The 25779-nt window shown below is 62.1% G+C and carries 25 protein-coding genes and 2 tRNA genes; 12 read left to right on the top strand and 15 right to left on the bottom strand.

Annotated features, from left to right (window positions below; genetic code table 11):
- The 6 genes from PLZ73_10845 to PLZ73_10820 all read right to left on the bottom strand — a co-directional run.
- Positions 1-3264: SBBP repeat-containing protein (locus tag PLZ73_10845; GenBank protein ID HOO78369.1), on the bottom strand; the 3264-nt coding region annotated here is incomplete at its 3' end.
- An 805-nt stretch (positions 3265-4069) separates the two neighbouring features.
- On the bottom strand, positions 4070-4345 hold the full coding sequence (locus PLZ73_10840; GenBank protein HOO78368.1) for a helix-turn-helix transcriptional regulator: 276 nt from the start codon (positions 4343-4345) through the stop codon (positions 4070-4072).
- The gene (locus PLZ73_10835; GenBank protein ID HOO78367.1) at positions 4342-4692 is read right to left on the bottom strand and encodes a type II toxin-antitoxin system RelE/ParE family toxin; all 351 of its coding nucleotides are present in this window, start codon (positions 4690-4692) and stop codon (positions 4342-4344) included. The genes PLZ73_10840 and PLZ73_10835 overlap by 4 nt, the downstream gene beginning before the upstream one ends.
- Before the next feature lie 681 nt (positions 4693-5373).
- Positions 5374-5447: transfer RNA gene (locus tag PLZ73_10830), tRNA-Asp, on the bottom strand.
- Positions 5448-5508: 61 nt separating this feature from the next.
- On the bottom strand, positions 5509-5946 hold the full coding sequence (locus tag PLZ73_10825) for a four helix bundle protein (protein ID HOO78366.1): 438 nt from the start codon (positions 5944-5946) through the stop codon (positions 5509-5511).
- Between the two features lie 66 nt (positions 5947-6012).
- A tRNA-Val gene (locus PLZ73_10820) sits at positions 6013-6084 on the bottom strand.
- Between the two features lie 85 nt (positions 6085-6169).
- Between PLZ73_10820 and PLZ73_10815 the strand changes: the two genes are divergently transcribed.
- Entirely contained in the window at positions 6170-6859 is a 690-nt protein-coding gene (locus tag PLZ73_10815) for a class I SAM-dependent methyltransferase (protein HOO78365.1), read from the top strand.
- A gap of 61 nt (positions 6860-6920) precedes the next feature.
- Positions 6921-8747, top strand: a complete 1827-nt coding sequence (locus PLZ73_10810) for a bifunctional homocysteine S-methyltransferase/methylenetetrahydrofolate reductase (GenBank protein ID HOO78364.1) — start codon at positions 6921-6923, stop codon at positions 8745-8747.
- Positions 8748-8759: 12 nt separating this feature from the next.
- Here PLZ73_10810 and PLZ73_10805 read toward each other — a convergent pair whose 3' ends face one another.
- The 8 genes from PLZ73_10805 to PLZ73_10770 are packed head-to-tail and all read right to left on the bottom strand — an operon-like array spanning position 8760 to position 16209.
- Positions 8760-10589, bottom strand: a complete 1830-nt coding sequence (locus tag PLZ73_10805) for an ABC-F family ATP-binding cassette domain-containing protein (protein HOO78363.1) — start codon at positions 10587-10589, stop codon at positions 8760-8762.
- Positions 10586-11236, bottom strand: a complete 651-nt coding sequence (locus PLZ73_10800; GenBank protein HOO78362.1) for a hypothetical protein — start codon at positions 11234-11236, stop codon at positions 10586-10588. Before PLZ73_10800 ends, PLZ73_10805 begins: the two co-directional genes overlap by 4 nt.
- 33 nt (positions 11237-11269) lie before the next feature.
- Positions 11270-12013, bottom strand: coding sequence for an MlaD family protein (locus tag PLZ73_10795; GenBank protein HOO78361.1), 744 nt, complete (start codon positions 12011-12013; stop codon positions 11270-11272).
- Between the two features lie 18 nt (positions 12014-12031).
- Positions 12032-12784 carry an ATP-binding cassette domain-containing protein gene (locus tag PLZ73_10790; GenBank protein ID HOO78360.1) on the bottom strand — a complete coding sequence of 251 codons (753 nt, stop codon included), beginning with the start codon at positions 12782-12784 and terminating at the stop codon, positions 12032-12034.
- Between the two features lie 35 nt (positions 12785-12819).
- A complete protein-coding gene (locus PLZ73_10785; GenBank protein HOO78359.1) occupies positions 12820-13932 on the bottom strand; it encodes an ABC transporter permease in 1113 nt (370 codons plus the stop codon).
- Positions 13904-14347, bottom strand: a complete 444-nt coding sequence (locus PLZ73_10780) for a phosphate-starvation-inducible PsiE family protein (GenBank protein HOO78358.1) — start codon at positions 14345-14347, stop codon at positions 13904-13906. The genes PLZ73_10785 and PLZ73_10780 overlap by 29 nt, the downstream gene beginning before the upstream one ends.
- The gene (locus tag PLZ73_10775; GenBank protein HOO78357.1) at positions 14344-15210 is read right to left on the bottom strand and encodes a potassium channel family protein; all 867 of its coding nucleotides are present in this window, start codon (positions 15208-15210) and stop codon (positions 14344-14346) included. Before PLZ73_10775 ends, PLZ73_10780 begins: the two co-directional genes overlap by 4 nt.
- A gap of 51 nt (positions 15211-15261) precedes the next feature.
- Positions 15262-16209 carry a radical SAM protein gene (locus PLZ73_10770; protein ID HOO78356.1) on the bottom strand — a complete coding sequence of 316 codons (948 nt, stop codon included), beginning with the start codon at positions 16207-16209 and terminating at the stop codon, positions 15262-15264.
- A gap of 210 nt (positions 16210-16419) precedes the next feature.
- Here PLZ73_10770 and dtd point away from each other — a divergent pair, with 210 nt between their 5' ends.
- The 10 genes from dtd to PLZ73_10720 are packed head-to-tail and all read left to right on the top strand — an operon-like array spanning position 16420 to position 25476.
- On the top strand, positions 16420-16863 hold the full coding sequence (gene dtd / locus PLZ73_10765) for a D-aminoacyl-tRNA deacylase (GenBank protein HOO78355.1): 444 nt from the start codon (positions 16420-16422) through the stop codon (positions 16861-16863).
- On the top strand, positions 16860-17627 hold the full coding sequence (locus PLZ73_10760) for a glycosyltransferase (GenBank protein ID HOO78354.1): 768 nt from the start codon (positions 16860-16862) through the stop codon (positions 17625-17627). Before dtd ends, PLZ73_10760 begins: the two co-directional genes overlap by 4 nt.
- Positions 17624-18403, top strand: a complete 780-nt coding sequence (gene surE / locus PLZ73_10755; GenBank protein ID HOO78353.1) for a 5'/3'-nucleotidase SurE — start codon at positions 17624-17626, stop codon at positions 18401-18403. Before PLZ73_10760 ends, surE begins: the two co-directional genes overlap by 4 nt.
- A gap of 28 nt (positions 18404-18431) precedes the next feature.
- Positions 18432-19208 carry a HEAT repeat domain-containing protein gene (locus tag PLZ73_10750; protein HOO78352.1) on the top strand — a complete coding sequence of 259 codons (777 nt, stop codon included), beginning with the start codon at positions 18432-18434 and terminating at the stop codon, positions 19206-19208.
- A gap of 5 nt (positions 19209-19213) precedes the next feature.
- The gene (locus tag PLZ73_10745) at positions 19214-20206 is read left to right on the top strand and encodes a hypothetical protein (GenBank protein ID HOO78351.1); all 993 of its coding nucleotides are present in this window, start codon (positions 19214-19216) and stop codon (positions 20204-20206) included.
- Between the two features lie 2 nt (positions 20207-20208).
- Positions 20209-20511, top strand: a complete 303-nt coding sequence (locus tag PLZ73_10740) for a hypothetical protein (protein HOO78350.1) — start codon at positions 20209-20211, stop codon at positions 20509-20511.
- The gene (locus PLZ73_10735; protein ID HOO78349.1) at positions 20502-21215 is read left to right on the top strand and encodes a CPBP family intramembrane metalloprotease; all 714 of its coding nucleotides are present in this window, start codon (positions 20502-20504) and stop codon (positions 21213-21215) included. The genes PLZ73_10740 and PLZ73_10735 overlap by 10 nt, the downstream gene beginning before the upstream one ends.
- 32 nt (positions 21216-21247) lie before the next feature.
- The gene (gene mtnA / locus PLZ73_10730) at positions 21248-22285 is read left to right on the top strand and encodes an S-methyl-5-thioribose-1-phosphate isomerase (GenBank protein ID HOO78348.1); all 1038 of its coding nucleotides are present in this window, start codon (positions 21248-21250) and stop codon (positions 22283-22285) included.
- A complete protein-coding gene (locus PLZ73_10725) occupies positions 22282-23472 on the top strand; it encodes a hypothetical protein (protein ID HOO78347.1) in 1191 nt (396 codons plus the stop codon). Before mtnA ends, PLZ73_10725 begins: the two co-directional genes overlap by 4 nt.
- A 36-nt stretch (positions 23473-23508) precedes the next feature.
- Positions 23509-25476, top strand: coding sequence for a sulfatase-like hydrolase/transferase (locus PLZ73_10720; GenBank protein HOO78346.1), 1968 nt, complete (start codon positions 23509-23511; stop codon positions 25474-25476).
- 14 nt (positions 25477-25490) lie between these two features.
- Here PLZ73_10720 and PLZ73_10715 read toward each other — a convergent pair.
- The coding region (locus tag PLZ73_10715) for a hypothetical protein (GenBank protein ID HOO78345.1) at positions 25491-25779 on the bottom strand (289 nt) is incomplete at its 5' end.

The raw sequence follows: 25779 nt of genomic DNA, 5'->3' as shown, positions 1-25779 counted from the left end.
GGGGGTGACGGAGGGGGGGGGGGTTATGCTGGGCGTGGGGGTGACGGAGGGTGTGGGGCTGGCGCTGGGAGAGGAGGTCGGGGTAGGCGATGGACTGGGTGTATTCGAGGGAGTGGGGGTGGCGGATGGGGGGGGTGTGGTGGACGGCGTCGGGGTGGCGGAGGGTGTGGGGGTGACCGAGGGCGTCGGCGTGACCGACGGAGTGGGCGTGACGCTGGGAGTGGGGGTAACAGAGGGCGTGGGTGTCGACGAAGGCGTCGGAGTCGCACTCGGAGTCGGGGTCGGAGTGGTCTGTTTGACCAGCGTGAAGACGTAAACGTCGGTGGAACCTCCCCGACTCGGCTGGTAGGCGTTCAAGGTCGGGAAGTTATTGGATTCGGTCCGGCCGGTAGCGTAGATCCGGACGAGAGGGCTTCCGACGCTGCACGCGATACCGTAACCGGAATCGGGACCGCTGCCGCCGAGGTAGGTCGAGTAGTCGAGGCGCGACCCGTCTGCAGAGATGGTGGCGACGAAGGCGTCAACATCCCCGTGGGGAGCCGGTTGGTAGGCGTCGGCGGTGACGGGAAAGAAGAAGGGGCTCGCGTCGGACTCGGTCCGACCGGTCACCGAAGCGGCTCCCTGCGAGTCGATGGCGATGGCCTCGCCGTAGTCGTCGTCGGCCCCGCCCAGGTAGGTCGAGTAGACGAGCGTCGAGCCGGTGCTCCCCAGCTTGGCGACGAAAACGTCGGTTTCGCCGTGCGGGATGTCCTGGTAGGCGTTCACGACCGGGAAGAGGTTGCCGGGCGCGGCGGATTGAGTCCGGCCGGTCACGTAGGCCGAGCCGAGAGAGTCCACGGCGACGGCGTAGGCTCGATCGGTATCGCTTCCGCCCAGGTAGGTCGAATAGAGGAGTTCGGAGCCGGTCGAGGAAAGCTTGGCCACATACGCGTCGTCGTCTCCCGCCCGGGAAGGCTGGTAGGGGTTAACGGTCGGAAAGGTGGTGGAATCGGTGTAGCCGGTGACGAAGGCGCAGCCAAGGGAATCCACGTCGATGCCGTAGCCGTAATCCTCGCCGCCCCCGCCCAGATAGGTCGAGTAGAGCAGCGTGAAGCCGTCGGAGGAGAACTTGGTCACGAAACCGTCCTCGTTGGAGCCGTACCGGGAGGCCTGGTAAGGGTTCACGGTGGGGAAATCGGTGGAGTTGGTATAGCCGTGAACGTAGGCGGAGAAAGCCGAATCGACGACGATCTCGTTTCCGTAATCGACATCGCCGCCCCCGAGGTAGCTTGAATAAAGAAGCTCCGACCCGTCGGAGGAGAACCGGGTGACGAAGGCGTTGTAGTTGGAACCGGCCAAGCTCGCTTGGTAGGCGTTCACCGTCGGGAAATCCGTGGATCTGGTCCGGCCGGTCAGATAGGCGCTTAGGGTGGTATCCACCGCCATACCGTAGCAGTAATCGTAGGAACTTCCCCCCAGATAGGTCGAGTAGAGCAGCGTGGACCCGTCGGAGGAGAACTTGGTTAAAAAGGCGTCGGCGCCGGTACGGGCCGCCTGATAAGGGTTGACGGTGGGAAAATCGTCGGAATAGGTGTACCCGACGACGTAGAAATCCCCAAGGGAATCGACGGAGACGTCGTAGGAATAGTCGTCGGATGCCCCTCCCAGATAGGTGCCGATCTCGAAGACGAGAACCATCGGCGTCGGCGACGGCGTCGGGGTGAGGTAGCCTTCCGGCGTCGGGGAGGGCGTCATGGACGAGGGCGGGGTCGGGGTCGGCGGGGGAGGCGTGGGCGGCGGAGTCGGCGTTTTATAGCCGACCGGCGTCGGCGTGGCACTGGGCGTGGTGAAGTGTTTGAGCTTGGTGACGAAGACCTCCTCGCTTCCCGCCCGGGACGCTTGGTAGGGGTTGACGGTCGGGAAGTCGACGGCGTTGGTGTAACCGGTTATGTAGGCGTCCTGGTTGGCGTCGATGGCGAAGCCGTAGGCGTAATCGTTGTGGGTGCCCCCCAGGAAGGTCGAATAAACGAGGGAGGAACCGGAGGGAGAGAACCGGGTGATGATGACGTCGTTGGTGGAGAGCATGCCCGCTTGGTAGGGTCTGACGGTCGGGAAGGATTCGGCATAGGTATAGCCCCCGGCGAAGACGCCGCCCTGGCCGTCCACCCCGATCCCCTGGAACTGGCTGCTGCCGTCGACGCCACCGATGTAGGTCGAATAGACGAGGGAGGAGCCTCCGGGGGCGAAGCGGGCGGCGAAGGCGTCGCCGCTGCTCGAAGCTCGGGAGGCCTGAAAGGGGTTCACGGTGGGGAAATTGGTCGAAGACGCTTTCCCGACGAGGCAGGCGCCCCCGTCCGGAGCGAGGCCGACGGCGTAGGCATAATCATCCCCGTTTCCTCCGAAATAGGTCGAGTAGAGCAGGCGCGCGCCGTCGGAGGAGAGCCGGAAGAGGAAGGCATCGCAACTTCCTCCCCCGAAGCTCGACTGGTAGGCGTTCACGGTGGGGAAGAGGTAAGGATAAAAGCCCGACTCGGTGCTACCGCCGACCCACGCTTCGCCGTCCCCATCCACGGCGATGGCGTATCCCTGGTCGTCGTCGAAGCCTCCGCAGTAGGTCGAATACAGTAGTTCCGAGCCGGTCGAGGAGAGCTTGGATACGGTGACGTCCCTGTAGCCGGCGTAATAAGCTTGGCAGGGATTGACGGTGGGAAAATCGGAGGACAGACTCCAACCGGTGATGTAAGCGTTGGAGTCGGTGTCGAGGGCGACGGCCCGGCCGTAGTCGTTGCCGTTGCCTCCCAGGTACGTCGAGTAGATGAGCGAGGAGCCGGTCGAGGAGAGCATGACGACGAAGAAATCCCATTCCGCATTCCGGGAGGCCTGGTAGGGATTGACGGTGGGAAAATCGGTGGAATAGGTGTACCCGGTGACGACGGCCTCGAAGGCGGAGTTGACGGCGACGCCGTAGCCGGTGTCGCTGTTGGCACCGCCGATAAAAGTCGAGTAGAGAACCGAGGAGCCGGCCGAAGAAAAGCGAGTGATGAAAACATCGTAGTTGCCGCCGAAGTTTGCCTGGTAGGAATTGAAGGTGGGAAAGTTGTTGGAGTAGGTGTAGCCGACCACGTAGGCGCAGAGGGCCGAATCGACGGCCAGGGCGTTCCCCTCGTCGGTATTCGTTCCTCCCAGGTACGTCGAGTATTCCAGCGTGACGTTCTGAGCGAACAGGACAACGGGGACAGCGATGACAGCCCCGATGCACAGGGAGGAAACCAGCGCTTTCTTCATGGGGAACCCCCGATCATGTAAAGAACGGCAAAAATCGCTTTTCAGCAAGGAGGCCTTTTGTCGGCTGTTACCGGCCTCGCGAAGGACACTCATTAAAAACATGGTAGTAAACGCGGAAAGGGAGAGCAAGGCCGGATGGTGTTTTTTTCCGAGAAAGGGACGGGCGAAACTCGGACCGACCGGCAGAGGCGTTCAGCCGAAGCTCTCTTGGTTCTGCTCCTCACTGAGGCTCAGCCGGCGGGGATGATACCGACGAAACCGAGGGGCGTTTTCCTTGGGCTCCGCTGACGGGGATAACGGCCAACCCGGGGCATCGTCTTTCGAACGGGGAGGAAGAAATCCCGCACGGACCGAGATACCGATCGTCGGAGTGAGGCTGCGGGCGGGCGACGGGAATATCTCCGCTCGCCCCGAAGTATACCCGGCTCACCTCCTGAAATACCGCGTTCGGTGCTGAAAATTTTCTCCGGTTTGCCGAGGGGAAGAGGGAAGGGCAGCCCCCATTTCGTTCAGGATAAACCGCAATGCGGCGGCGGGCGTATCTTTCTAAGATAACAAAGGCCGGAGTGGGAACTCCCCTTCGGCCTTATCTGCGGGGACGATCCCGGTTCTTTGAACCGGGACAACACCAAGGTGTTGTGGATTCGAGTCTCCCATTACCCAAGTAAAAATCCCGGTAGGGAATATCCACCGGGGTCTTTCACGGGCATGACGGACATCCCAGAGCATGGCTGGTCTGGGATTGCCTGAAGATCGCCTTCCGGATGGTTAAAAATGGGCACTGGAAGATCCAACTCCTCGGCGATCAGGTAACCTGAACTTTGATCCGCCTTCCCAGAGCCTTGGCGAACCTCTCCAGGGTGGAGAGACGGATGTCCTCGGCGTGGTTCTCAATCCGGGAGATCGCCGATTTTCGGGTATTCAGCTTCTTCGCCACCTCTTCCTGGGTCAGACCGGCGCTTTCCCGGATCTGCTTGAGCAGGACCCCGATCTTGAAGTCGGCGTATCCGATTTCGAAGTTCTCCGCGAACTCGGGGTCGCGGGTCTTTCTCTCCGCAACATACTTTTTGACATCGCTCATCTCTTCTTTCTCCTCAGGTAATCCCTCTTCCTGTTTTCCGCCAGATTGATGGCTCCGGCCGGAGTTTTTCGGGATTTTTTTGAAAATGCGTGGTTTAAAACAATCAAGCTGGCCCCGTCGAAAAAGCCCAGCAACCGGAAGATCTCCCCGCCGGTCCGGACCCGGATTTCCCAGATATCATCGGTGGAGACCAGTTTCTTGAAATACTGCTCCGGGACCCGATCAAGTTCCTCCACCAGCTGCAATACCCAGACTACCTTCCGGGCCTGTTGGGCCTTAAGAGAATCAAGAAATTCCTTCACCGGACATCGGCTAGATTCCGTCCGGTAAAAGATTATCGTTCTCATAACCCTAAGTTAACATATATGTGAACCAGGGCAACAAAAAAATAGAAAGTTACCCTCTCCCTAATGACGAAAGACCCGGGATGGATGACCCCTTCCGGGTTTTGAAACGGGGACGATCCCGGTTCTTTGAACCGGGACAACACCCTCCGGGTGTCGCGGTTTTGGGAGCCATTGATTCCAATAGAAAGGCCGGAGGGGTAATTCCCCTCCGGCCTTTCTACGGGGACGACGGGACTTCCTTCGTCGTTTCACTCCTCAGGACAAGCTCGCCCGTGTGCGGGTTCTCGCCCGTCTGATCGAAGTAAAAGGCCCCAGGAGGAAAACCTCCGGGGCCTTTTACGGGGACGATCCCGGTTCTTTGAACCGGGACAACACCAAGGTGTAGCGGATTCGAGTCTCCCATTACCCAAGTAAAAATCCCGGTAGGGAATATCCACCGGGGTCTTTCACGGGGACGATCCCGGTTCTTTGAACCGGGACAACACCCTCCGGGTGTTGCGGTTTTGGGAGCCATTGATTCCAATAGAAAGGCCGGAGGGGTAATTCCCCTCCGGCCTTTCTACGGGGACGACGGGACTTCCTTCGTCGTTTCACTCCTCAGGACAAGCTCGCCCGTGTGCGGGTTCTCGCCCGTCTGATCGAAGTAAAAGGCCCCAGGAGGAAAACCTCCGGGGCCTTTTACGGGGACGACGGGACTCGAACCCGCAACACCCGGATCGACAGTCCGGTACTCTAACCAATTGAGCTACGCCCCCCTGAACAACAGATATAAGGGACAAGATTTAAGGGACACGGTATCCGAACCCCTGTGGGGAATCAACCATATTTTTCAGCCGATTCATACACCATATAGCCCGTTTCAGCTTCTTGTATCCGCATCTTTTTCAAGGAAGAAATCATTTTTGACAGCATTTTAATCGTTTCTATATTGGACTGCTCGATTCGTATCAGCAGTTCGATGTCAAGATACCTTTTTATGACCATTGAATCCTTGCAAATCTGGAGCCAGTTATCGGTCTCCGTGGCGGAACGGAGTGCTATTTCAAGATAACGAATGTATTCCTTCCCGCTTCGACTGTTGCTCCCCTCCGCGATATTGGCGCCGACGGAGGTAGCCGATCCAATGATCTGATCGATGATTCTCTTTAGACCCGCTTTCTCGGGTAAGGCTTCGACCAATACGAGGATATCCAGCGCAACCTGATGAGTCTTCTGCCAGACTTTCAGACGTCGATACCCCGGAACATCCGTCATTTGTCTATGTACCCCCCCATCCCTTACCCCTTACCCCTTACCCCATATCCCTTATCTTCGGCTTTCTGGGCGCTACTGGATTTGAACCAGTGACATCTACCTTGTAAGGGTAGCGCTCTCCCGCTGAGCTAAGCGCCCCGATTCCGCCGTTACTCTAGCGGCGGTATCGGGGGCGGTCAAGCCCGGATCGGGATCCGGGTTCCCGGCGGACCCGGAAAGGAGTATGATCGCCGCCACCATGAAGCGAGTGCCCGAAGCGGAGATCATGAACGGGGCCGAACAGGTGGCGGCCTACGCCCGGGCGGATTTCGCCGCTCCCAACCGGGCTTTTCTCGACCGGTTCCGGGAGACGTTCCCCGGGTTCGGCGGAAAAGGGGTCGTTTTCGACCTGGGCTGCGGGCCGGCCGATATCACGGCCGCCTTCGCCCGCAGCTACCCCGCCTGCCGTCTGGTGGGCATCGACGCTTCCCCGAAAATGATCGCCTGGGGTCGGCGCCGGGTGCGGGAGGAGGGTCTGGAGAAACGGGTGAAACTGCGCACGGCGAGGGTCCCCGGCGCCTTGCCTCCCACCGGCGGCTGCGCCGCAGTCATCTCCAACAGCCTTCTTCACCATCTCCCCGACCCGGACGCGCTCTGGCGGGAAGTGCGGGCCTGCTGCCGGCCGGGCGGAGCGGTCCTGGTCGTGGACCTCGCCCGCCCCGTTTCCCGGGCCCGGGCCCGGGAACTGGTCGAGACCTACTCCGGGGCGGAGCCGGAGATTCTCAAGCACGATTTCTTCAACTCCCTCCTGGCCGGCTTCACCCCGGAGGAGGTCCGGCACCAGCTGATTCGGACGGGGCTGGAAAGGCTGACGGTGGAGATGATCAGCGACCGGCACCTGGGGGTGTGGGGGAGACTGCCGTCCCCGTCTTGACCGGGCCGAGCCCCTGGGTTAGACTCTGCCCATCCTGGCCCGCAACCCCAAGGAGGACATGATGGGGGACAATCCGCTCGGGGAAAAGCTCAAAGAAGGCATCGTCGTCTTCGACGGCGCCATGGGGACGGAGATCTACAAGCGCAACTTCTTCATCAACACTTCCTACGAAGGTCTCTGCCTGACCGAGCCTGAGGTGATTCTCGACATCCACCGCAGCTACCGGGAAGCGGGCGCCCAGGTGCTCACCACCAACACCTTCGCCGCCAATTTTTGTCAATTATCCAAGTTCGGACTGGGCGAGAAGGTCGAAGAAATCAACCGCGCGGGCGTGCGGCTGGCCCGGCAGGCCGGGGAAGGCGAAGCGCTGATTGCGGGCTCGGTGGGACCCCTGGGGGAGATCATTCCTCCCGCCGGACTGGGGGAAGAAGATATGGCGCGGTTTCTGGCCCGGCAGATCGAGGCGCTGGCAGGGGCGGATTTCATTATTTTCGAAACCCTTTCTTCCCGGCTGGACGTGGAACGGGCCTGCCGGGCGGCCGCGCTGGTCCCGAACGTTCCCTTCGTGATCAGCCTGGTCCTGGACCAGGCCGGCGAATCTCCCCAGGGCGAGGAGTTCGCCACGCTGATCGCTCCCCTGGGCGACGGCGGGCGCTCGCCGACGGCTCTGGGAATCAACTGCGGCGGCGGCCCCGAAAGCCTGCTTTCGGCCCTGGAGAAGGTAGGCCCGCTCTGCGATTTTCCCATGATCGTCCAACCCAACGCCGGCGTTCCCAAAAACGTGGGCGGGCGCACCATCTTCATGACCAGCCCCGAATATTTCACTACCTACGCTCTTCGCTACATCCGCCTGGGGGCTCGCGGGGTAGGGGGCTGCTGCGGCACCGGTCCCGAGCATATCCGGGACCTGGTACGCAGCCTCCGTCCCCTGGAGGTGACGGTGTTGGAGAAGAAAGCGCCGGTGCGGACAGCGGAGGCTCCCCGCCTGGCCCCGGTCCCGACCGCGGAGAAATCGCGGTTCGCCTCCAAACTGGCCGCCGGGGAAACGGTTACGTCGGTCGAGATCACCCCTCCCCGGGGATATCTCCTGGAGAAAACCGTGGAAAAAGCCCGGCTCTGCCGGGAGGCCGGAATCGACGCCATCAACATCCCCGACGGACCCAGGGCCAGTTCGCGGATCTCGCCCCTGGTCACGGCCCAGCAGATCCTGGAGAAAGCGGAGATAGAGCCCATCCTCCATTTCTGCTGCCGAGACCGCAACCTGATCGGGGCCCAGGCCGACCTCCTGGGGTGCGCCGCCGTCGGGATCAGGAATTTTCTCTTCGTGACCGGCGACCCCCCCAAGCTCGGCGACTATCCCTACGCCTCGGCGGTCTTCGACGTCGATTCCATCGGAATGGTCAGGATCCAGTACGACCTCAACTGCGGGCTCGACCTGGGGGGGAAGTCAGTGGATCCGCCCACACGGGCCCTGATCGGGGTCGGGGCCGACCCCAACGCCATCGACATGGAGCGGGAGATCGAACGTCTCCGGCTCAAGGCCGAGGCGGGGGCCGAGTTCGTCATCACCCAGCCCGTCTTCGCGGTCGAACCGCTGCTGGCGTTCCTGGAACGGACCGCCGACACGGGGCTTCCCTTCATCGCCGGGATCTGGCCGTTGGCCAGCTACCGCAACGCCGAGTTCATGCGCAACGAGGTCCCGGGGGTGATCGTGCCCGACGAGGTTATGCGGCGGATGGCGGCGGCCCGGGACAAGGAGGAGCAGAAGGCGACGGGGATCGCCATCGCCCGGGAAGCCGTGGCGGCGTTGGAAGGCGCGGTCCGCGGTTTCCAGGTCAGCGCCCCGTTCGGAAACGTATCCACGGCCATCGCCGTCCTCGGCGGCTGAGGAGAAAGGCGGTCAGGAAGGGCTTGGGGCCGCGTAGCTGTCCCGAGCCCGGTCCAACCGGGAGGCGGCATCTTCCAGCTCCCGGTAGAGAGCGGCGACCTCTTCCCCGGCGGCGGCGCGGAGACGGGAAAGCTCGACGATCTTTTCCTTGTCCGTTTCCCGGGAGGCGCGGATCAGGTCCCGGTCGGCTTGGGCGATCGTTTCTTCTCCGATCGCGATCCGTTCCTCGAGATCCCTGGCCCGACGCTCCAGCGGCTCCAGATCGGCGGCCCGGCGGCGGTTGATCTCCGCCCGGCGCCGCCGGGCTTCTTTCCGGTTCACGGCTTCGGCCTCCGGGCGCGATCCGCCGGCGGAAGTTTCTTCCCAACCGCCGTCGGAGACGAAGTCGTCGTAATCGCCGGGGTAGATCATATGCCCCCCGGACGGGGGGAAGACTACCAAGCGGCCGGACAGACGGCGGATGAAGTGCTCGTTGTGGGTGACGACGATCACGGCGCCGGGGAACTGATCGAGAGCCTCCAACAGAGCTTCGGAGGAATCGAGGTCGAGGTGGTGGGTGGGTTCGTCGAGCAGGAGGAGGTTTGCCGGGGAAGCCAGCACTTGGGCCAGCAGGACCCGGCAGCGTTCCCCGCCGGAAAGCACCCCGATTTTTTTCAGGGCGTCGTCGCCGCCGAAGAGCATGGCCCCGCAGATCCTCCTGGTCTCCTGCCGATCGGCGCGTTCGCGTGCCGAAGCCACCTCCTCCTCCACGGTACGTTCCCCGTGCAGCCGGGAAGCGTGAGCGGGGAAAAACAAGCCGGGGCAGGCGCGGGGGTGGATTCGGACCGTCCCCGCGTCGGGGGAGAGTTCCCCGGCCAGAAGGCGCAACAGGGTGGTTTTCCCCCTGCCGTTGGGGCCGGCTATGCAGATACGGTCGTTTTTCTCCACCGTCAGATTGAAATCGCGGATAAGGGGGCTCGACCCGGGCCAGGCAAAGTCGAGCTCGCGCGCTTCCAGGACGTAACGGGCCGGGGATGGAGCGGGCGTGAAAGAAAACGATAACGTCCTTATCTTCTCCAACCGTTCGCGGACGCCGCGTTTTTCCAAGGCTTTGATCCGCGATTGGACCAGCCCGGCGTGACGCGCCTGGGCTCGAAAACGGCCGATGAACTCTTCGACCTGCTTCCGCCGCCGTTCCTCGTTCAGCCGGGTCTTCTCCCAGGTATCCTCCTCCCGTGCGATCATGCTGTAGTAGTCCCAGGTCCGTCCCGCGATTTTTCTGATCCGGCGGCGGTGGATGCCCACGATATGAGTGCACACCGCATCCAGGAAGGAGCGGTCGTGGCTGACGATCATGCACTCGTATTTCCATCCCTGGAGAAAACGCACCAGCCAGCGGATGGAGAGGATATCCAAAAAATTGGTGGGTTCGTCGAGCAGGAGCAGGTTGGGTTCGGAGACCAGGGTTCGGGCCAGGGCTATCCGGGCCCGGTAGCCTTCCGAAAACTCGTCCGGCGAGCGGGAAAAATCGGATTCGGAGAAACCGAGCCCGGAAAGCGCTTTTTCCGCCCGCCAGCGTTCTCCGGACAGTTCGGGATCGAGCCCGCGGCAAGTTTCGGCCAGGACGGTGCCGAATTCGAATTCGCTTTCCTGCTCCAGCCATCCGATCCGATAGCCGCGGGGGATCACGATCTCGCCGCCGTCGGCTTCCTCCCGGCCGCTGATCAACCGGAAGAGGGTGGTCTTTCCCGAACCGTTCAGACCTACCAGGCCCACCCTTTCCCGGGGGCCGACGGTGAACGACGCCTCCCGGAAAAGGCACCGTTCCCCGTAGTCCTTCTCCAGATCCCGGATTCCGATCATGAGCCGGGCGCGCCTTCCCCCCCCGCTTCTCCCGCTCCCTTCCGGCCGGCACGGGCCAACTCCCTGAGCCGGGGAGACTGCTCCAGGCTCTCGACCATCGCCGCCATCGCCTCGGCGACCAGTCCGCTCATGGTTTCGGCGAAAGCGCCTTCTTCCTTCTGGCGCCCGAGTTTGTCGGCGGTGAAGGACCAGACCGGAAGATCGGTGGCAAGATCGATTAAAATCAGGCTGAACCGGCATTGCGCCGAAGTCCCCTCCCCGTCGAGCACCTGGTCGAACCGGAAAAGTTCTCCCCGCAGGAGCAGGTCGGTACGGGCGGTGTCGAGGGGACCGTCCACCCGCGAAAAAAGCCCGCTGGCGGTGATGGAATTGAAAACGGCCCGGTATAGGAGCAGGTTCGGCGGTTCGGTCCACTGGCTGTACTGATACTGTCCGACTTCGAAAGCGTTGTCCTGATAGACCATGTCGACGCCGTAGAAGGCGGGAGCCCAGATCTCCTCGATCTTGATCGAAAGGCCGAGCGGTTCGGTCGTTCTCGCCACCACCGGCACCGTGTCGATCCGGTAGTACCGGGTGGGGAGATAGGATCGGGAGCAGCCCGTCAGGACCGCGGCCCCGGCCAAAATCGAAATCATCGTGTTTTTCACGTTACAGCTCCTGCTGGGTGTTGGTTTTCGATGTCATCGGGCGTATGGATCATCGGGTTCGACGCTTCCCCGGACGATGGAAGATGGGTCCCGGGAAAACTGGGCCGCCACCCGGGCGATTTCGCGGGCGGCCTGGCGGAGGCTCTGCATGGTCATCAGAGTCTCCTTCTCCAGGGTGCCCAATGTGCTTTGCGAAGAATCCAGGAGACCGCTGATATCCTGCAGGGCCTTGTTGGCGGTCACGATCATGGCATCGGTGTTGCTGACGAGTTGGGGAATCTTGATCTCTTCGGTGTCTCCCATGGCTTTGTCGATCTTAGCCAGTATCTGGCGGATATCGCCGAGAATATGAGGGAGGTCCTCCTGGATATTGTCGAGAATCGAGGGAGAAGTAGGGATGATGGAATCCGGAGGAAGCGGTTTCCCCTGGAGATCCCCCCCGGAAAGCTCGACGATCGCCCCTCCCATGATGTTGCCGATGGTGAGGCTGGCTTGTATGCCCTGCCTGAGGACGATTTTGCCGGGGACGATCCCGAGTTTGACCACTACCTGGTTCTTGTTTCCGATGGAGATATCGACGACTTTCCCCACCGGGACGCCCTGATAGACCACGTCGGCATCCTTGCGCAGGCCGGTGACGCTTTCGGTGAACTCGGTAGTGTAGTAATCGTAGGGCTGTTTGCCCTGCATATAGACGACGATGAAAATAGCGGCCAACAGGGCCAGTCCGGCCAGCAGGAATATGCCCGCCTTCAGTTTCTGTTCTCGTGAGGCCATGGAAACGTATCTCCCGGGTTAGCGGTTATGGGGTTCGATCCCTTCGTCGGGGCGGTGTTCGAAAAATTGCCGGAGACGGGGTTCCCGGCTCCGGGACGCCTCCGCCGGGGTCCCCATGAAAACGATCTTCCCCTCGTCCAACATCAGGATCCGGTCGGCTATGGTTTCGATCGAGTTCAGTTCGTGCGTGACCACCACCAGGGTCGACCCGGTCAACTTCCTGATCTTGAGAATGAGCTGATCCAGCCCGGCGGAAGTGATGGGGTCGAGGCCCGCCGATGGTTCGTCGAAAAAAACGACTTCGGGGTCGGTGGCGATCGAGCGGGCGAAGCCGACCCGCTTGACCATCCCTCCGGAAAGCTCGGAGGGCATCGTGTTCTCCAGACCGCCCAGTCCCACCAGCCCCAGTTTCATTTCCACCATGATTCCGACCAGGGACGGATCGACGATGCCGTGCTCTTCGATGGGCAGAGCGATATTCTCGCCCACGGTCATGGAGTTGAAAAGCGCCCCCCCCTGGAAAGCGATGCCGATACGCCGGGAAAAGGCGGAGCGCTCGTCTTCGTTCATATCGACGATGTTCTCGCCCCAGAACCGGATGGTTCCGGCGGCGGGGTTCAGAAGCCCGGCCAGGTGGCGAAGGAGGGTGGTCTTCCCGCAGCCGGAGCCGCCGATGATGCAGAGTATTTCGCCGGAGAGGATATCGAAAGATATCGAATTCAAGACCACGCGGTCCCCGTAGCGGCAGACCAGGTCCCGCACTTCCGCCACCGCCGACCCGGATTGTTTTGAACAGCCGCCCGCGGTCATAGAATGATGTAAAAAAGGGTTGCGAAAAACATGTCGGCGACGATGATGGCGAAGATATCCATCACCACCGCCCGGGTCGTTCCCATTCCCACCCCCCGAGCGCCTCCGGTGACGCGCAGGCCGTTGTGGCACCCGATGACCACGATGAGTACGGCGAAGACGAAGGATTTGATCAGGCCCTGGCTCAGGTCCTGAAGCCGAGCCGAACTCAAGGTTTTCAACCACCATTGATCGATGTTGTAGCCCAGGGCGAAGACACCGAGGATGAAGCCCCCCAGAACCCCGGAGACGAACCCGATCCCGGTGAGGATGGGCATACAGAGCAGAATGGCCATGACCTTGGGGGCGATCAGGAATTTTCCCACGCTCAGCCCCATCCCCCGCAGGGCGTCTATTTCCTCGCTGACCTTCATGGTCGCCAGCTCCGCGGCGATGGCCGAACCGGTCCGGGCCGAGACCACGATCCCGGTCAGAAGGACGGCCAGTTCCCGGGCGAAACCGATAACCACCAGGCTGGCGACCCAGATCTGAACGCCGAACAACTCGAGCTGGGCGGCCGAAAGCATGGCGATGACCAGTCCCAGCAGCAGGTTGAGCGTAACCACTATGGGAACGGCCTTGATCCCCATCTCGTGGATCTCGTCGATCAGGGCCCGGACCCGGATCCCTCCTCCGGAGAAGGGCGCTATGAACGACCAGTAAATCGCGTCCGCGATGATGTTCCAAACCTGCCCCGCTTCCCGGACCACGTTCAGGACGGCGCCGCCCGCCCTGACCACCGGGTTTCTTTCCGGCGGAACCGGGGGCGGGGGAGGGCGCATTCCCGGGGTGACCATCTGCAGAAACTCCCGGACGCACCGGTCTTCGCCCTCGATTTTGAGTTCGAGACCGCCGCGCCGAGCCTCTTCGCGGATGCGGAACAGCCAGGCCGCCTGCAGGCTGTTGAGAGCCGGGATTGCGGAAAGGTCCAGGGAGAAAGAGGACACCCCGGCCGCGGCCAGGCCCTGGAGTTGACGCAGGAGATCGCGGCCCTCGGCCCCGTCGAGAGAGCGGGCGCGCAGGACAGCCCGGTCCCCGCGCTCAGCCGGCGTTATTTTTTTTCTGAACATGTTCGGGCTTGGCGGAAGAGGAGGCCCGCCGAACCAGGAAGTATCCGCCGGCCAGGCAGATGATGAGAACGGCGATTCCCAGGGGCACCCCCGGGTCGAGGTGCTTCATATCCAGGATAATGACTTTTCTGGCCACCGCGATCATCGCCACCAGGAAGATGACTTCCACGTGAAGCTGATTGCCGCTCAGATAGGTTTTTACCGTCTCCAGCAGCTCCAGGCCGATCAGGATCATGAAGAAAAGGCCGAAAAGCTCCATCATCTTGGAGGTGTCGAGGAGAAAAAGGGGCGGCGTCAAAAGCTGCCGGACCGTTTCCCATCCCATCCATGCGGTTCCGCAGAGTATGACCGCAATCATCATGATCAGGAGAACGACCACGACCAGGTGCTCGATTTTTTCCACGATTGCGATCACGCGGTTTTCGCCTCCTTGTTCGATGCCGGTTTTTCGTCGGTTATGACCGGAGAAGCGCCGGGGTCGAAGGGGTTGGTGCGCACCGCCAGGGAGTAGAGGTAGGGGTAGGCCTTCCAAAGATGCTGCATGTAGTCGACCCAGCCGCCGATGAGTCTACCGTAAACCCTGGCGACGTCCCCGCCCAGGTGGCGGCGGTCGGCGGCGGGGAGGTTGAAGACGTTGCGGCGCAGCGACAGCTCCTGGGCGAGATGGAAGGTGCTCCAGAGCAGGTCGGTGAAGGAACGGTGCTCTTCGAGGATGGGGTTTTCCAGCAGCCGCACCAGGTTGGGGCGGACGCCGGTCAGAAGGTCGCGGAGGGAGGAGAGATTGATTTTTTCCATGTCCAGCGCGGGCCGGTACGATTCGGATCGATCCCGGAGAGCCCGAAAGAACTCTTCGCCCGAGTCTACCTTCACCCCCAGAAGCGAACGAAGCCCGTCGATGTTTCCGTCGGCCCGGGAGAAAAGGCCCAGCAGTTCGTCGCCGAGTTCGGCGTAAAAGACTCCCATGAGCATGTAGACTTTGCGGCGATGGCTGTCGGTTTCCCGCCGGGAAAGGAGCAGGTCGGTGCCGCTGGCCAGGACGCCGAGAAACGTTCCGGCCCCGAGGATGATGACCAAGCCCGCCAGCGCTCTTCCGAGCGAGGTCGCGGGCGACATGTCTCCGTAGCCGACGGTGGAGACGGTAACGATGGTGAAGTAAAAACTGTCGAAGAGAGACGGGAAGCGCGACGACTCCAGAACCCGGAACCCCACGGTTCCCAGGACCATGACCGCGAGGAAAACGCCGGCGAAAAATATCAGGCGCTGCCGTACCTTCTTCATGGCGCCGATTATACAGCAAAGACCGCGGCGTTCAATCATTGCCGCCGGAGCTCAGGTGTCGGGGAAAACCTGCGGCCCTTCGAAATCCGGGAGATAGTACCCGTGACTCTCCAGTTCCTGGGTCCAACCCCGGTCGAGGCCCAGACGTCCGAGTTCTTCGACCGCCGAATCGTACTCGCTTCTCCGCAGGCGCCGGTCGAGTCCGGGCACCCCGGCCACGGCCGGGATGGGATGGTATTGCGCCATCAGGGAGACGTGGAGCCGCGGGGAAAGCTCCCCGGCAATGAACCTCAGGCAATCCCGGGTGTTCTCGACCGCGCCCGGAAGAACCAGATGGCGGACGATCATGCCGGAAACGGCGACCCCGTCCTGATCGAACCGGAGCAGGGAACCCTTCTGGCGGTACATTTCTCGAAGAGCGTCGGCGGCAGCGGCGGGGTAATCCGGGGCGCCCGACCAAGCCCCGGCGATTTCGGGATCGAGGTATTTGAGATCGGGAAGATAAACGTCGACCAGATCCTCCAGCTCCCGCAACACTTCAACCCGTTCGTATCCCGAAGTGTTGTAGACCACGACCGGGCGTCGGCCCCGGCGCCGAAGGTCCCGAATCAACCGCGCCGCCGCCGGGAGCTGGTGGGTGGGGGAGACCAAACCCAGCCCGGACGCGCCCTGATCGAGAACGGAGCAGACAGCCTCCGTCAACTCGTCGAGGGAACCGATCCAGCCGGGATGTTCGACCCGGTTGGAGCTGATCCGGTTATTCTGGCAATACAGGCACTGCAGGGTGCAATGAGCGAAAAAAACGTTGCAGATGCCCCGGGGGCCGGATATCGCGGGTTCTTCGCCGCGATGGAGGCAGATTTCCGCCACCAGCGGCCGGTTCCCGGTCCGGCACCACCCCATCTCGCCGCCGCCGCGGTCGACCCCGCAGCGGCGGGGACAGAGCCGGCAGGGGGAACTCAGCTTATCCAATCCCGCAACCGTTTCCTCAATCTCCACCGTTCTTCGCTCCCCCGGGCCCCGGCGCCGGGCGGGGCAGGTTAATGGTTGTCAGTCGCATGCGCAGACGGTACATTTCTCCACACCCCGGGAAAACGTTGTCGACCTTCCCCGAGGGGAAGAGGGAACAGCAGAGATGATACTACAGGGGATCGGTATTTTCAGGATCTTAGCGGGTTCTCGGCGGCGTGCCGCAGCCGGAGGCCGAATTTGAGAGCGGTGGTGCAGAGAGTGGACCGGGCCTCGGTGGAAGCCGAAGGCGGTTTTCGGGAAAGCATCGGGAAGGGGGTGCTGGTCCTGCTCGGCGTGGGCAGAGGCGATACCGACCGGGAGGCTCTCTGGCTGGCAGGCAAAATCGCGGAGTTGAGGATTTTCGAAGACGCGGGGGGGAAGATGAATCTATCGCTTCTGGAAACCGGCGGGGAAGCCCTGGTGGTTTCGCAGTTTACGCTGTACGGCGATTGTCGGCGAGGACGCCGGCCCGGGTTCGATGCCGCCGCCGAACCGGAGGTCGCCCGGAAGCTGTACCGGATTTTTATCGAGGCGCTCTCGGCGAAAGGGATCGCGGCCTCCTCCGGGGTTTTCGGAGCGACGATGAAAGTCGACCTGGTCAACGACGGCCCGGTAACGTTGATCCTGGAGCGGGGGGAATGAAGGCGAACCCCTATTTTCTCAACATCATCGTTCCCGCCTTCAACGAGGAGGAAGGCATAGCCGAAACCATCCGGGTCATCCGCACCATCCAGGAGCGCGTACCTACTCCCTATAAGCTGATCGTGGTCAACGACAATTCCAGCGACCGGACCCGGGAGCGGGTGGAGTCGGTCTTGAAAGGTTCCTCCAACCTGGTTCTTATCAACCGTCGGGGCAATCACGGTTTGGGCCGGTGCCTGAACCGCGCCTACGAGGAGGTCGAATCGGGGGTGGTGGTGGCGGTCATGGCGGATTTGTCGGACGACGTCGAGGATATCCCGGCCATGCTGGAGAAAATCAAGGAAGGGTACGACCTGGTATCGGCCTCCCGCTATATCCCCGGCGGGGAGGGCGAGCACTTCGATCGCTTCAAGCACCTGCTCTCCAGGTTGTTGGGAAAAACCCTCCAGATCGTCATCGGCCTCCCCACCAACGACGCGACCAATGCCTATAAAATGTACCGGGCCTCGATCCTGGACGAGATCGGCATCCTGCGCTCGGACAATTACACCACGGGGTTGGAACTGACGGTCAAAGCCCATCTGCACGGATTCAAGATCGCCGAGATTCCGACACGGTGGAAGGACCGGACATCGGGCCAATCTCACTTCAGGATATGCAAGGTCGCCCCCGAGTACATTCGCTGGTTTCTCTGGGCGGTCTGGAATAGTCTGAAGGGCAAGGCCTTCGCTCCCCGAACAAGAAAGGACGACCTCTCGACATGAAGCCCCTGATCATGATCACCAACGACGACGGCATCAACGCCCCGGGCCTGCGGGTTCTGGCCGAGGAAGCGGCCAAGATAGGGGACATCGTCGTCATCGCTCCCGAATCCGAGCGCAGCGCCGTCGGACACGGCATCACCCTCAACCGCCCGCTGCGGGCGGCCCGCGTCCACCGGGGGGAGCGCTTGTTCGGATACGCCGTCGACGGAACTCCCGCCGATTGCGTGAAACTGGCGGTGAAATCACTGCTGGCGCGCCGCCCCGACCTGGTCGTTTCGGGGATTAATCCGGGCCCCAACGCCGGGATCAACGTTATTTACTCCGGCACGGTTTCGGCGGCGGTGGAAGCGGCGATCATGGGGCTCCCCGCCCTGGCCGTCTCCCTCGATTCCTTCACCGCCGCCGAGTTCGAAACCGCCGCCCGCGTAGCCCGATGTTTGGCCGAAACCATCCTTCAGAAAGGACTCCCGGCCGGAGTGTTGCTTAACTGTAACGTCCCGGCCTTGCCTCTGGAACAAATCAAGGGGATCAGGATAACCAGGCAGGGGACGGCCGGTTACCGGGAAGTGATCGAGAAGCGGGTCGACCCCAGGGGAAGGGATTACTTCTGGCTGGGAGGGGATCTGGAGTTTTCGAAGGAGGGCGACGGCACCGACAGCCGGGCGTTGGCCCGGGGGTGGGTTTCGGTAACGCCTTTGCGGTACGATCTTACCGATGACGACGCTCTGAAGGTGTTGGAAGGGTGGGGGATTGCCAATCTTCTCCCGGAGTGTTAGAGTCCCGGTAACAACCAGGAGATTGTCCATGAAATCGACGATAGCAGCGGCAGTATGGCTTTTCATCGCCTCCGGAGCCGGCGCGGCGACGCCGACGGCGACGCCGGTGCCCATCTCCGCCTTGATCGAACAACTGCGCAACGATGATTCCGAAGTTCGAGCGCCGGCCAAATTCGAGTTGGTCAAACGCGGAACCGACGCGGGCCGGGCCGCCCTGGAAGCGCTTCCCGGCGCTCCCCCCTATATGGAATACGATCTGATCATGGTCATCCACCATACCCGCTATTCTCCGGCGGCGCCGGCGCTGGAAAGCCTTTTCCAGAAGACCTCCGATCCTCGGATCAAGATGGCGGCGGCCATGACCTTGTGCGGAATGGACCGTGACTATCAGCGCTATCAGGATTTTCTGGTCGGTTTCACCGCCGGGGATGAAGCTTCGGAATTCCTGCCGGCCATGCAGATGCTGGGGTATATCGGCGATCCGCGCGTGGTGCCCGTGCTCAAGCGGATTTTCTACGATTCCGCCCGCCCCGATCAGATCCGCCAAGCGGCGATCTGGGATTTGTCCCACACCCCCGTCCCGGAATCGGCCGAGGCGCTGGTGGAAATTCTGGACGATCCCCGAATCGATTGGTTCTACAAAGAGATCGCCATCGCCGGGTTGAGAGGATTGGCGGCCGAGCCGGGTATGGCCGATACGGTCAACCGGCTGTTGGAAAAAATCCAGGGCATCCCCGCCGCGCCGGGAAATGCGTCCGCGGCGCCGGGAAAGGCGGCTCCGGCCGGCGCCGTTCCCGAGCGGTGAGGCACGTGACGGGTTGCGCCGGAAGAAGCGGCGGCGTCGTTTTTTTCCTGCTCGCTCTGGTCTTGATGCCGGCCCCGCTTTCCTGCCGCCGCGCGCCCGAGGGGATTTCCCTGAGGTACCGTTTTCAGGCGGGCCGCGATTTTGCCTATTCCCTCGCCATCTCCGGCCGGGGGACGGTACACGCTTCCCACCCTTCGGCGCTGGGAGAACTGGAGGAAACCGAATTCCCGATTTCCATAGAAGGGTCGCTGAAGACCGTCTTCCGCACGCGGGAAGTGAGCGTCACGGGAAACGCGGTCTTCGACGTCGAATATAAGGATATCCATTTCGAGGTAGTCGACGAACAGGGGGGGCGTAAACTGCGGGTGGTCATCGACGGCGGGGGTATCGAAACGTACGACGGCGATCAGCTCCTGAACTCGGTCCCCCCCGACGACAAGAATTTCCTGCTCAAGGGGGTGGCGGGCAAAACATTCAAACTGGTCATGACCCCTCGAGGGAAAATCGAAGCTATCGAGACCCCGGATTCCCTTTCCGGCGCGTTTCCGTATATCCGGTTCCGGGAACTGTTGGAAGCGGCCCAGCCCGAGCTGCCCGCGGACCCCGTGCATCCGGGCGAAAGTTGGGAGCGAAAACTGGTGCTGCAACTTCCTCAGCTCGCCGATCGTTTCGCTTCCGGAGAAACCTTCGCCGCCCTGCAGACGTACACCGTGGAATCGGAACCCGAGGAAAATCCGGCGAGAATTTCCTTGCGCGGGAGCTTGTTCATGGAAGAACCGTCGGCGGGTTCGGGGCCGGGAACGCTGCGGGCGTTCGAACAGAAAACCGACGGGTATTTTCTCTTCGACCGGATACGGGGGAGACTGCTGGAAACCGGTCTCAGCCTGGATCAGGAGTTCGGTGTGACGATCCTGATCCCCCGCCTTTCCCCCGACGAGGGTATCGACCTGGATATGAAACTCAAAATCGAACTGACCATGAAACCGGCAGGAGATTGATCATGATCGACTACCTCAAGGCGCACGGAGAGGCGACACTTCTGCTGATTGCGGCGATCACCGGGATATTGCTGGGTATTTCGCAACTTTTCCCGGAGATGGGAACCCCGCAGCAGATATTCCTCCTCGCGACCCTGATATTCTGGATCGCGGCCCTGGCCTGGTGCCTTTTCAAGGCCGAATTCCCTTTCTTCCGCCGCTATAAAGCCGGCATCGCCCTGGTCCTGCTCACCGCCTATGCTCTGGTTCTGGCCGTCGCCACCATCTCCGAGGTTTTCGAGCTGGGCTGGTTCGGGTGGCTTTGAGATTCTTTCCGGGGCGGCTCCTCCGCTTCACCCCGGAATTTACCGCCGGTTGGGGCCCGGCGACCGCCGGCGCCGCAACCGCCGGATGGGTGGTTTGGAGCCGGATCCTGGAGGCGGCGGGGGGGGCGCCCGGCCCCGGGCCCCAGGCGGCGGTCCGAGCATGGCTGTTCTTTACCCCGGTGCTGCTGGTGGTGGCCGTATGGGCCCGCTTCCATCCCCGGGACCGGGCCCTGCTCGTTCCTTCCTTCCGGGGCGCCGGCCGCGCTGCGCTGCGCGGTCTTCGGGCGTATGCTTGTTTCCTGCCGTTTCTGATCGCCTTGAGCGTGCTCCCCGCGGGTCCGGCCCCCGCCGCCCGGGATTTTCCGGGTTTCGACCTGCTCCGGCTGATTTCGGGCGGACAATGGCCTAATGTCGCCGCAGGTCTTTTAGCCGCCCTGGTTCTGGGACCTCTGGCCGAGGAGACGGTTTTCCGGGGTATCGTCTACGGCGGCCTGCGGCGCTCTTTTCCGGCGCCGGCGGCGATCGTTCTCTCCTCTCTCATCTTCGCTCTCATGCACCCGCTCGGGGCCGCCACCCCGGCGGTATTTTTCCTGAGCATGCTTCTGGCCGCGATCTTGGAGCGCACGCGAACCGTCACGGCGCCGGTCTTGATACATTCCCTCCACAATCTCGTGGCGATAGGGTATTTTCTACTGGCAGGATGACCGGAACGCACTAAGGAAGGGAGCCGCGCCAAATGGAAATCAAAACCGTGGAGTGGAAAGACGGAAAAGTGGCGATCATCGATCAGACGCTGCTGCCCGGCGAATACAGGATCGTGGAGATCGACACCCGGGAAGGAATGTGGGAAGCCATCAAGAGCTTGAGAGTGAGAGGCGCCCCGGCCATCGGAATCGCCGCCGCCATGGGGCTGGCCGCCGTGATGGCGCGCAGCCGGCAAACGGAGTCCGCGGGCTTTTTAGATGAGGTGGAGGAGACCGCCGACTACCTGGCCACGAGCCGGCCCACGGCGGTCAATCTCTTCTGGGCCCTGGGGCGGATGAAGCGGATCGCGCGGGAACATGCTTCCGCCGGGGTGACGGCCCTCAAGGATATCCTGATCGGAGAAGCCCAGGCCATTCGGGAGGAAGACCTGGAGATGTCCCGGGCCATGGGCCGGGCCGGGGCCGACCTGATCCGGGACGGGGACGGCATCCTCACTCATTGCAACGCCGGCGGGCTGGCCACATCCGGCTACGGCACCGCCCTGGCGCCTATCTATACCGCGCATGAGCAGGGGAAACGGATCGCGGTTTATTCCGACGAGACCAGGCCCCTGCTCCAAGGCGCCCGGCTCACCCTCTGGGAACTCGATCACATGGGAGTGGACGCGACCATGATCTGCGACAACATGGCGGCCCAGGTCATGAAAGAAGGGCGCATAGACCTGGTCATCACCGGCGCGGATCGAGTGGCGGCCAACGGCGACGCGGCCAACAAGATCGGGACGTACGGTGTGGCCCTCCTGGCTCGGGCCCACGGGATCCCGTTTTATATGGCGTGGCCCTCGACCACGCTCGATCTTTCCCTCCCCGACGGTTCCGGGATCCCGATCGAGGAGCGGTCGTCGGAAGAATTGACTTCCTTCGGCGGAAAAAAAATCGCCCCGGAAGGAATCGCGGCCTATTGCCCGGCGTTCGACGTCACTCCCCACGGGCTCGTCACGGCTTTTATCACGGAACGCGGCGTGATCCGCCCGCCGTTCGCGGAGACTCTCCGGCAGTTCGCGCGATGACGATCGTGGGGAGGATAGAGAAGGTGGTGGCCGGAGGGTACGGCCTGATCCGGGACGACGGGGGTGTCGTTTTCTGCCGGGCGGTGCTCCCGGGGGAGACGGTGGAGGCGGAAGTCACCGGAAAAGCCAAGGGGATCCGGTGGGCCGAAGTCAGGGAGGTTCTGGAACCTTCCCCGGAGAGGACGGTCCCGGTCTGCCCGTTCTTCCCGGCGTGCGGAGGCTGCGATTTTCAGCACATGGAGTACGGCCGGGAACGAGCGATCAAGGAAGGGATCGCGGGCGAAGTTTTACGGAGAATCATGCGGCGGGAAGTCCAGATCGACCCGTTTTCCCGCGCCTTCGGAGAGTTGCCCGCTCTGGAATACAGAAACACCATCCATCTTCGCGGGGCGGACGGCGCGCTCGGCTATTACCGCAAAAAGAGCAGGAAGATCGTCGATATCGGGGATTGCCCGATAGCTCGGCCGCGGATCCGGGAGGCCCTGGGGCGGTGGAGTCTGCGCCAGGCCGCCCGGACCCCGGATAAACTTACCCTGCGCGCCGGAAACGTCGCCGGCGAATCCGGGGCGGAGCCGCTGCTGGCCGTCGCCGAGTACGGGAGAGAGCGGGTGGTCGAGGGGGGAGCGCTGGAAATGGAGCTTGCCGGAAACCGGTTCCGGGTCAGCCCCGACTCGTTTTTTCAGATGAACACCGCCGCCGCCGAACTGGTCGTCGACGACCTGCGGGAGACGCTCCCCGAAGGAGGCCGGCTCCTCGATCTTTTCACCGGCGTCGGGCTCTTCGCCGTCTCCCTGGCGGAACGTTTCCCCGAGGTTCTCGGCTTCGAAATTCACCCGTCGGCGGTGGGCGATTTCCGCCACAACCGCAGGAATCTGGCCAACGTCGAGGAGATTTCATGGGACGGAGCCCAGGGGTTGGGCGGCCTCATCCGCGAGGGAGACGTCATTCTCGCCGATCCGCCCCGGGGGGGGCTGCCCGAAAGGTTGATCGAAGAACTTCTCCGGGGACATCCCCGCGCCCTGGCGTACATCTCCTGCAACCCTGCCACCTTCGCCCGCGACTGCGGGGTTCTGCTCGAGGCCGGATACGGATTTCTCGGACCGATCCGCCTCTACGACATGTTTCCCCGCACCGCCCACATCGAAATCATGGGGCTGCTCTCCCCCGGCGCCGACGGGCAAAGCTGATTTTCCGGTTTCTTCCGTTTTTGCTATACTGCCGGCATGAAGCTTGCGAGCCTGGCTCTGATCCTGGCGTTCGGCATGCCTCCATCGGGCAAGGCCGTTTCCGGGGAAGAAACGTTCCAACAGGGAGTCGAGCAGTACCGCTGCGGCCGGTACCGGGAAGCGCTCGCTTCCTTCGAAAATGCCCGCGAAGCAGGCGCGGACGTCCTCACGGTGCAGCTCTTCCGGGGGATGTGCCTCGGCGCCTTGGAGGACTTGGAACCGGCTCGGGCCTGTTTCGAGGAAGTCCTGTCGAATTCGACCCGGAACGGCACCGTTTTCCTCTCCATCGGCGAATTCTGGCTGCAACAAGGCCACCCGGATGAAGCCGCGGCCGTGCTCCGGCGAGGCCTGCGCGTCGAAAAGGATTCCGCGGCCATCCTGACGCTGCTGGCGCGAGCTTACGAAGAACTCGACCGTCCCGAGACCGCCCTGCAGACACTGGATAGGGTCGTCAAATTGAAACCGGGAGACTACGAGACGGAAGTCAAAAAGGCGGAGCTTCTACGTCAGCTCGATCGACCCGCCGAAGCCCGTGCCCTCGCCGCCAGACTGGCCCGCGAGCGCCCGACCCGGCCGGAAGCTTATGAGGTTTTAGGCCGATCGCCCCTGAGCCCGCTTTCCGCGCCCGCCCCGGCAGCGGCGAAAAAACAGCCGCCGACCCCCAACCTGGTGCTGGTCTCCATCGACACCCTCCGTGCCGACAGGCTGCACTGCTACGGCAACCCCAGGAAAACCTCTCCCAACATCGACGCTTTCGCCCGGGAAAGTGTTTTTTTCGAACGCGCGATCAGCCAGTCCCCCCATACCTCGCCTTCGCATATGACCATTCTCACCGGGATGATGCCCGACGTTCACCAGATAGCCAATTTCAACAAGGACAAGGGGATCGTCCTCTCCCCCCGCATCGAGACGCTGGCCGAGATCCTCGGCCGGCACGGCTACCGCACCGCCGCCTTCGTCGGTAAAGGGAACCTTCCCGCCGACAAGGGTTTTTCCCGGGGTTTCGAACGATACGAAGCCAGCTTCAGCCGGGACACCGACGGGCTCGATCCGGTCCCTTCCGGAGTATCGAGGTTCCTGGACGAGGCGCAAGGAGGAAACCGGCCTTTCTTTCTGTTCATCCACCACTTTTTCGTTCACGACCCTTATATTTACGGGCCGGAATCGTACCGGTCCCGATTTCTCGAGCCCGGAGTCAGGGTGGCCGGCCTCCCCGCGGGATACGCCGACTTGGCCGTGCGCCCCAAGGAAGACCGAGCCCAGCTCTTTTGGGAAGCGTTCGATTCCTCGAATCCCGCTCATCTGGCTCATCTGATAGCCCTTTACGACGGGGGCGTTTTCTTCGCCGATCACATATTCGGGGATATTGTCGAGCTCCTTAAAGAACGAGACCTCTTCGAGAAGACCATATTCGTTCTTCTCTCCGACCATGGGGAGGAATTTTACGAGCACGGCAATCGTGGCCACCTGCACCTCTACGTTCAGGAACTCCACGTCCCCCTCATGGTCAGATTCCCCGGAGGGGAGATGGCCGGGCGACGTGTGCGGGAAACGGCCAGAACGGTGGACGTTTTTCCCACCGTGCTCGATCTACTGGGGATCGATTCCGGCGAAATCCAGGGAATATCCATGCTCCCGTTTCTTCGGAAAGGGGCTCCCTATCGTCCCGATATCGTCAGCTTTTCCGTGATCAAGCCCGGGGGGACGGTGCGGGTGGAGGAGAAAGGGTTCTCCTACTCGAACGAAGCTCCGGAAAGGCTTTATGACCTGGCTTCAGATCCCCGCGAATCCGACAATATCGTCTCCCGCGATCCCCGCGAGCGGGAGCGGTTGCGGTCGACGGCCGAGGAACGACAAAGGGCTAAAGCCGCTTTTATCGACCGCATGGGCTCTCCGGCCGAAAGTTCCCCGGCGGAAATGACTCCCGAGGTGGAAAAGGAAATGCGGGCCCTGGGGTATCTCTGATCTCCGATTGAGATTCAGGGGGTAGGAAAAGGTCCACAGATTGCACAGATACAACACCCGTTGTTGAGCGTTTTTTCGGACATTTGTCCGAAAAAACGCTCAAAGACTGAAACAACAGGTGATTTTCCGACAATTTCGTACCGTTTATCTGCCCGGGTCTTCTTAAAAAGATTTCTCACCTTCATACTCCCCATCTGTGAAACCTGCCTGCGGCAGGCGGGCCTGTGGAAGGAATTTTTCAGGGGGTTAGGTCGGGGGCTACTGAATTCTGAATACTGTATTCTGTATTCTTCCCCTGAACCC

The organism is bacterium (assembly GCA_035380285.1).
Lineage (GTDB): Bacteria > Auribacterota > Erginobacteria > Erginobacterales > DAOSXE01 > DAOSXE01.
The sequence above is the reverse complement of the archived record's forward strand: the minus strand, read 5'-3'. Positions and strand labels throughout refer to the sequence as shown.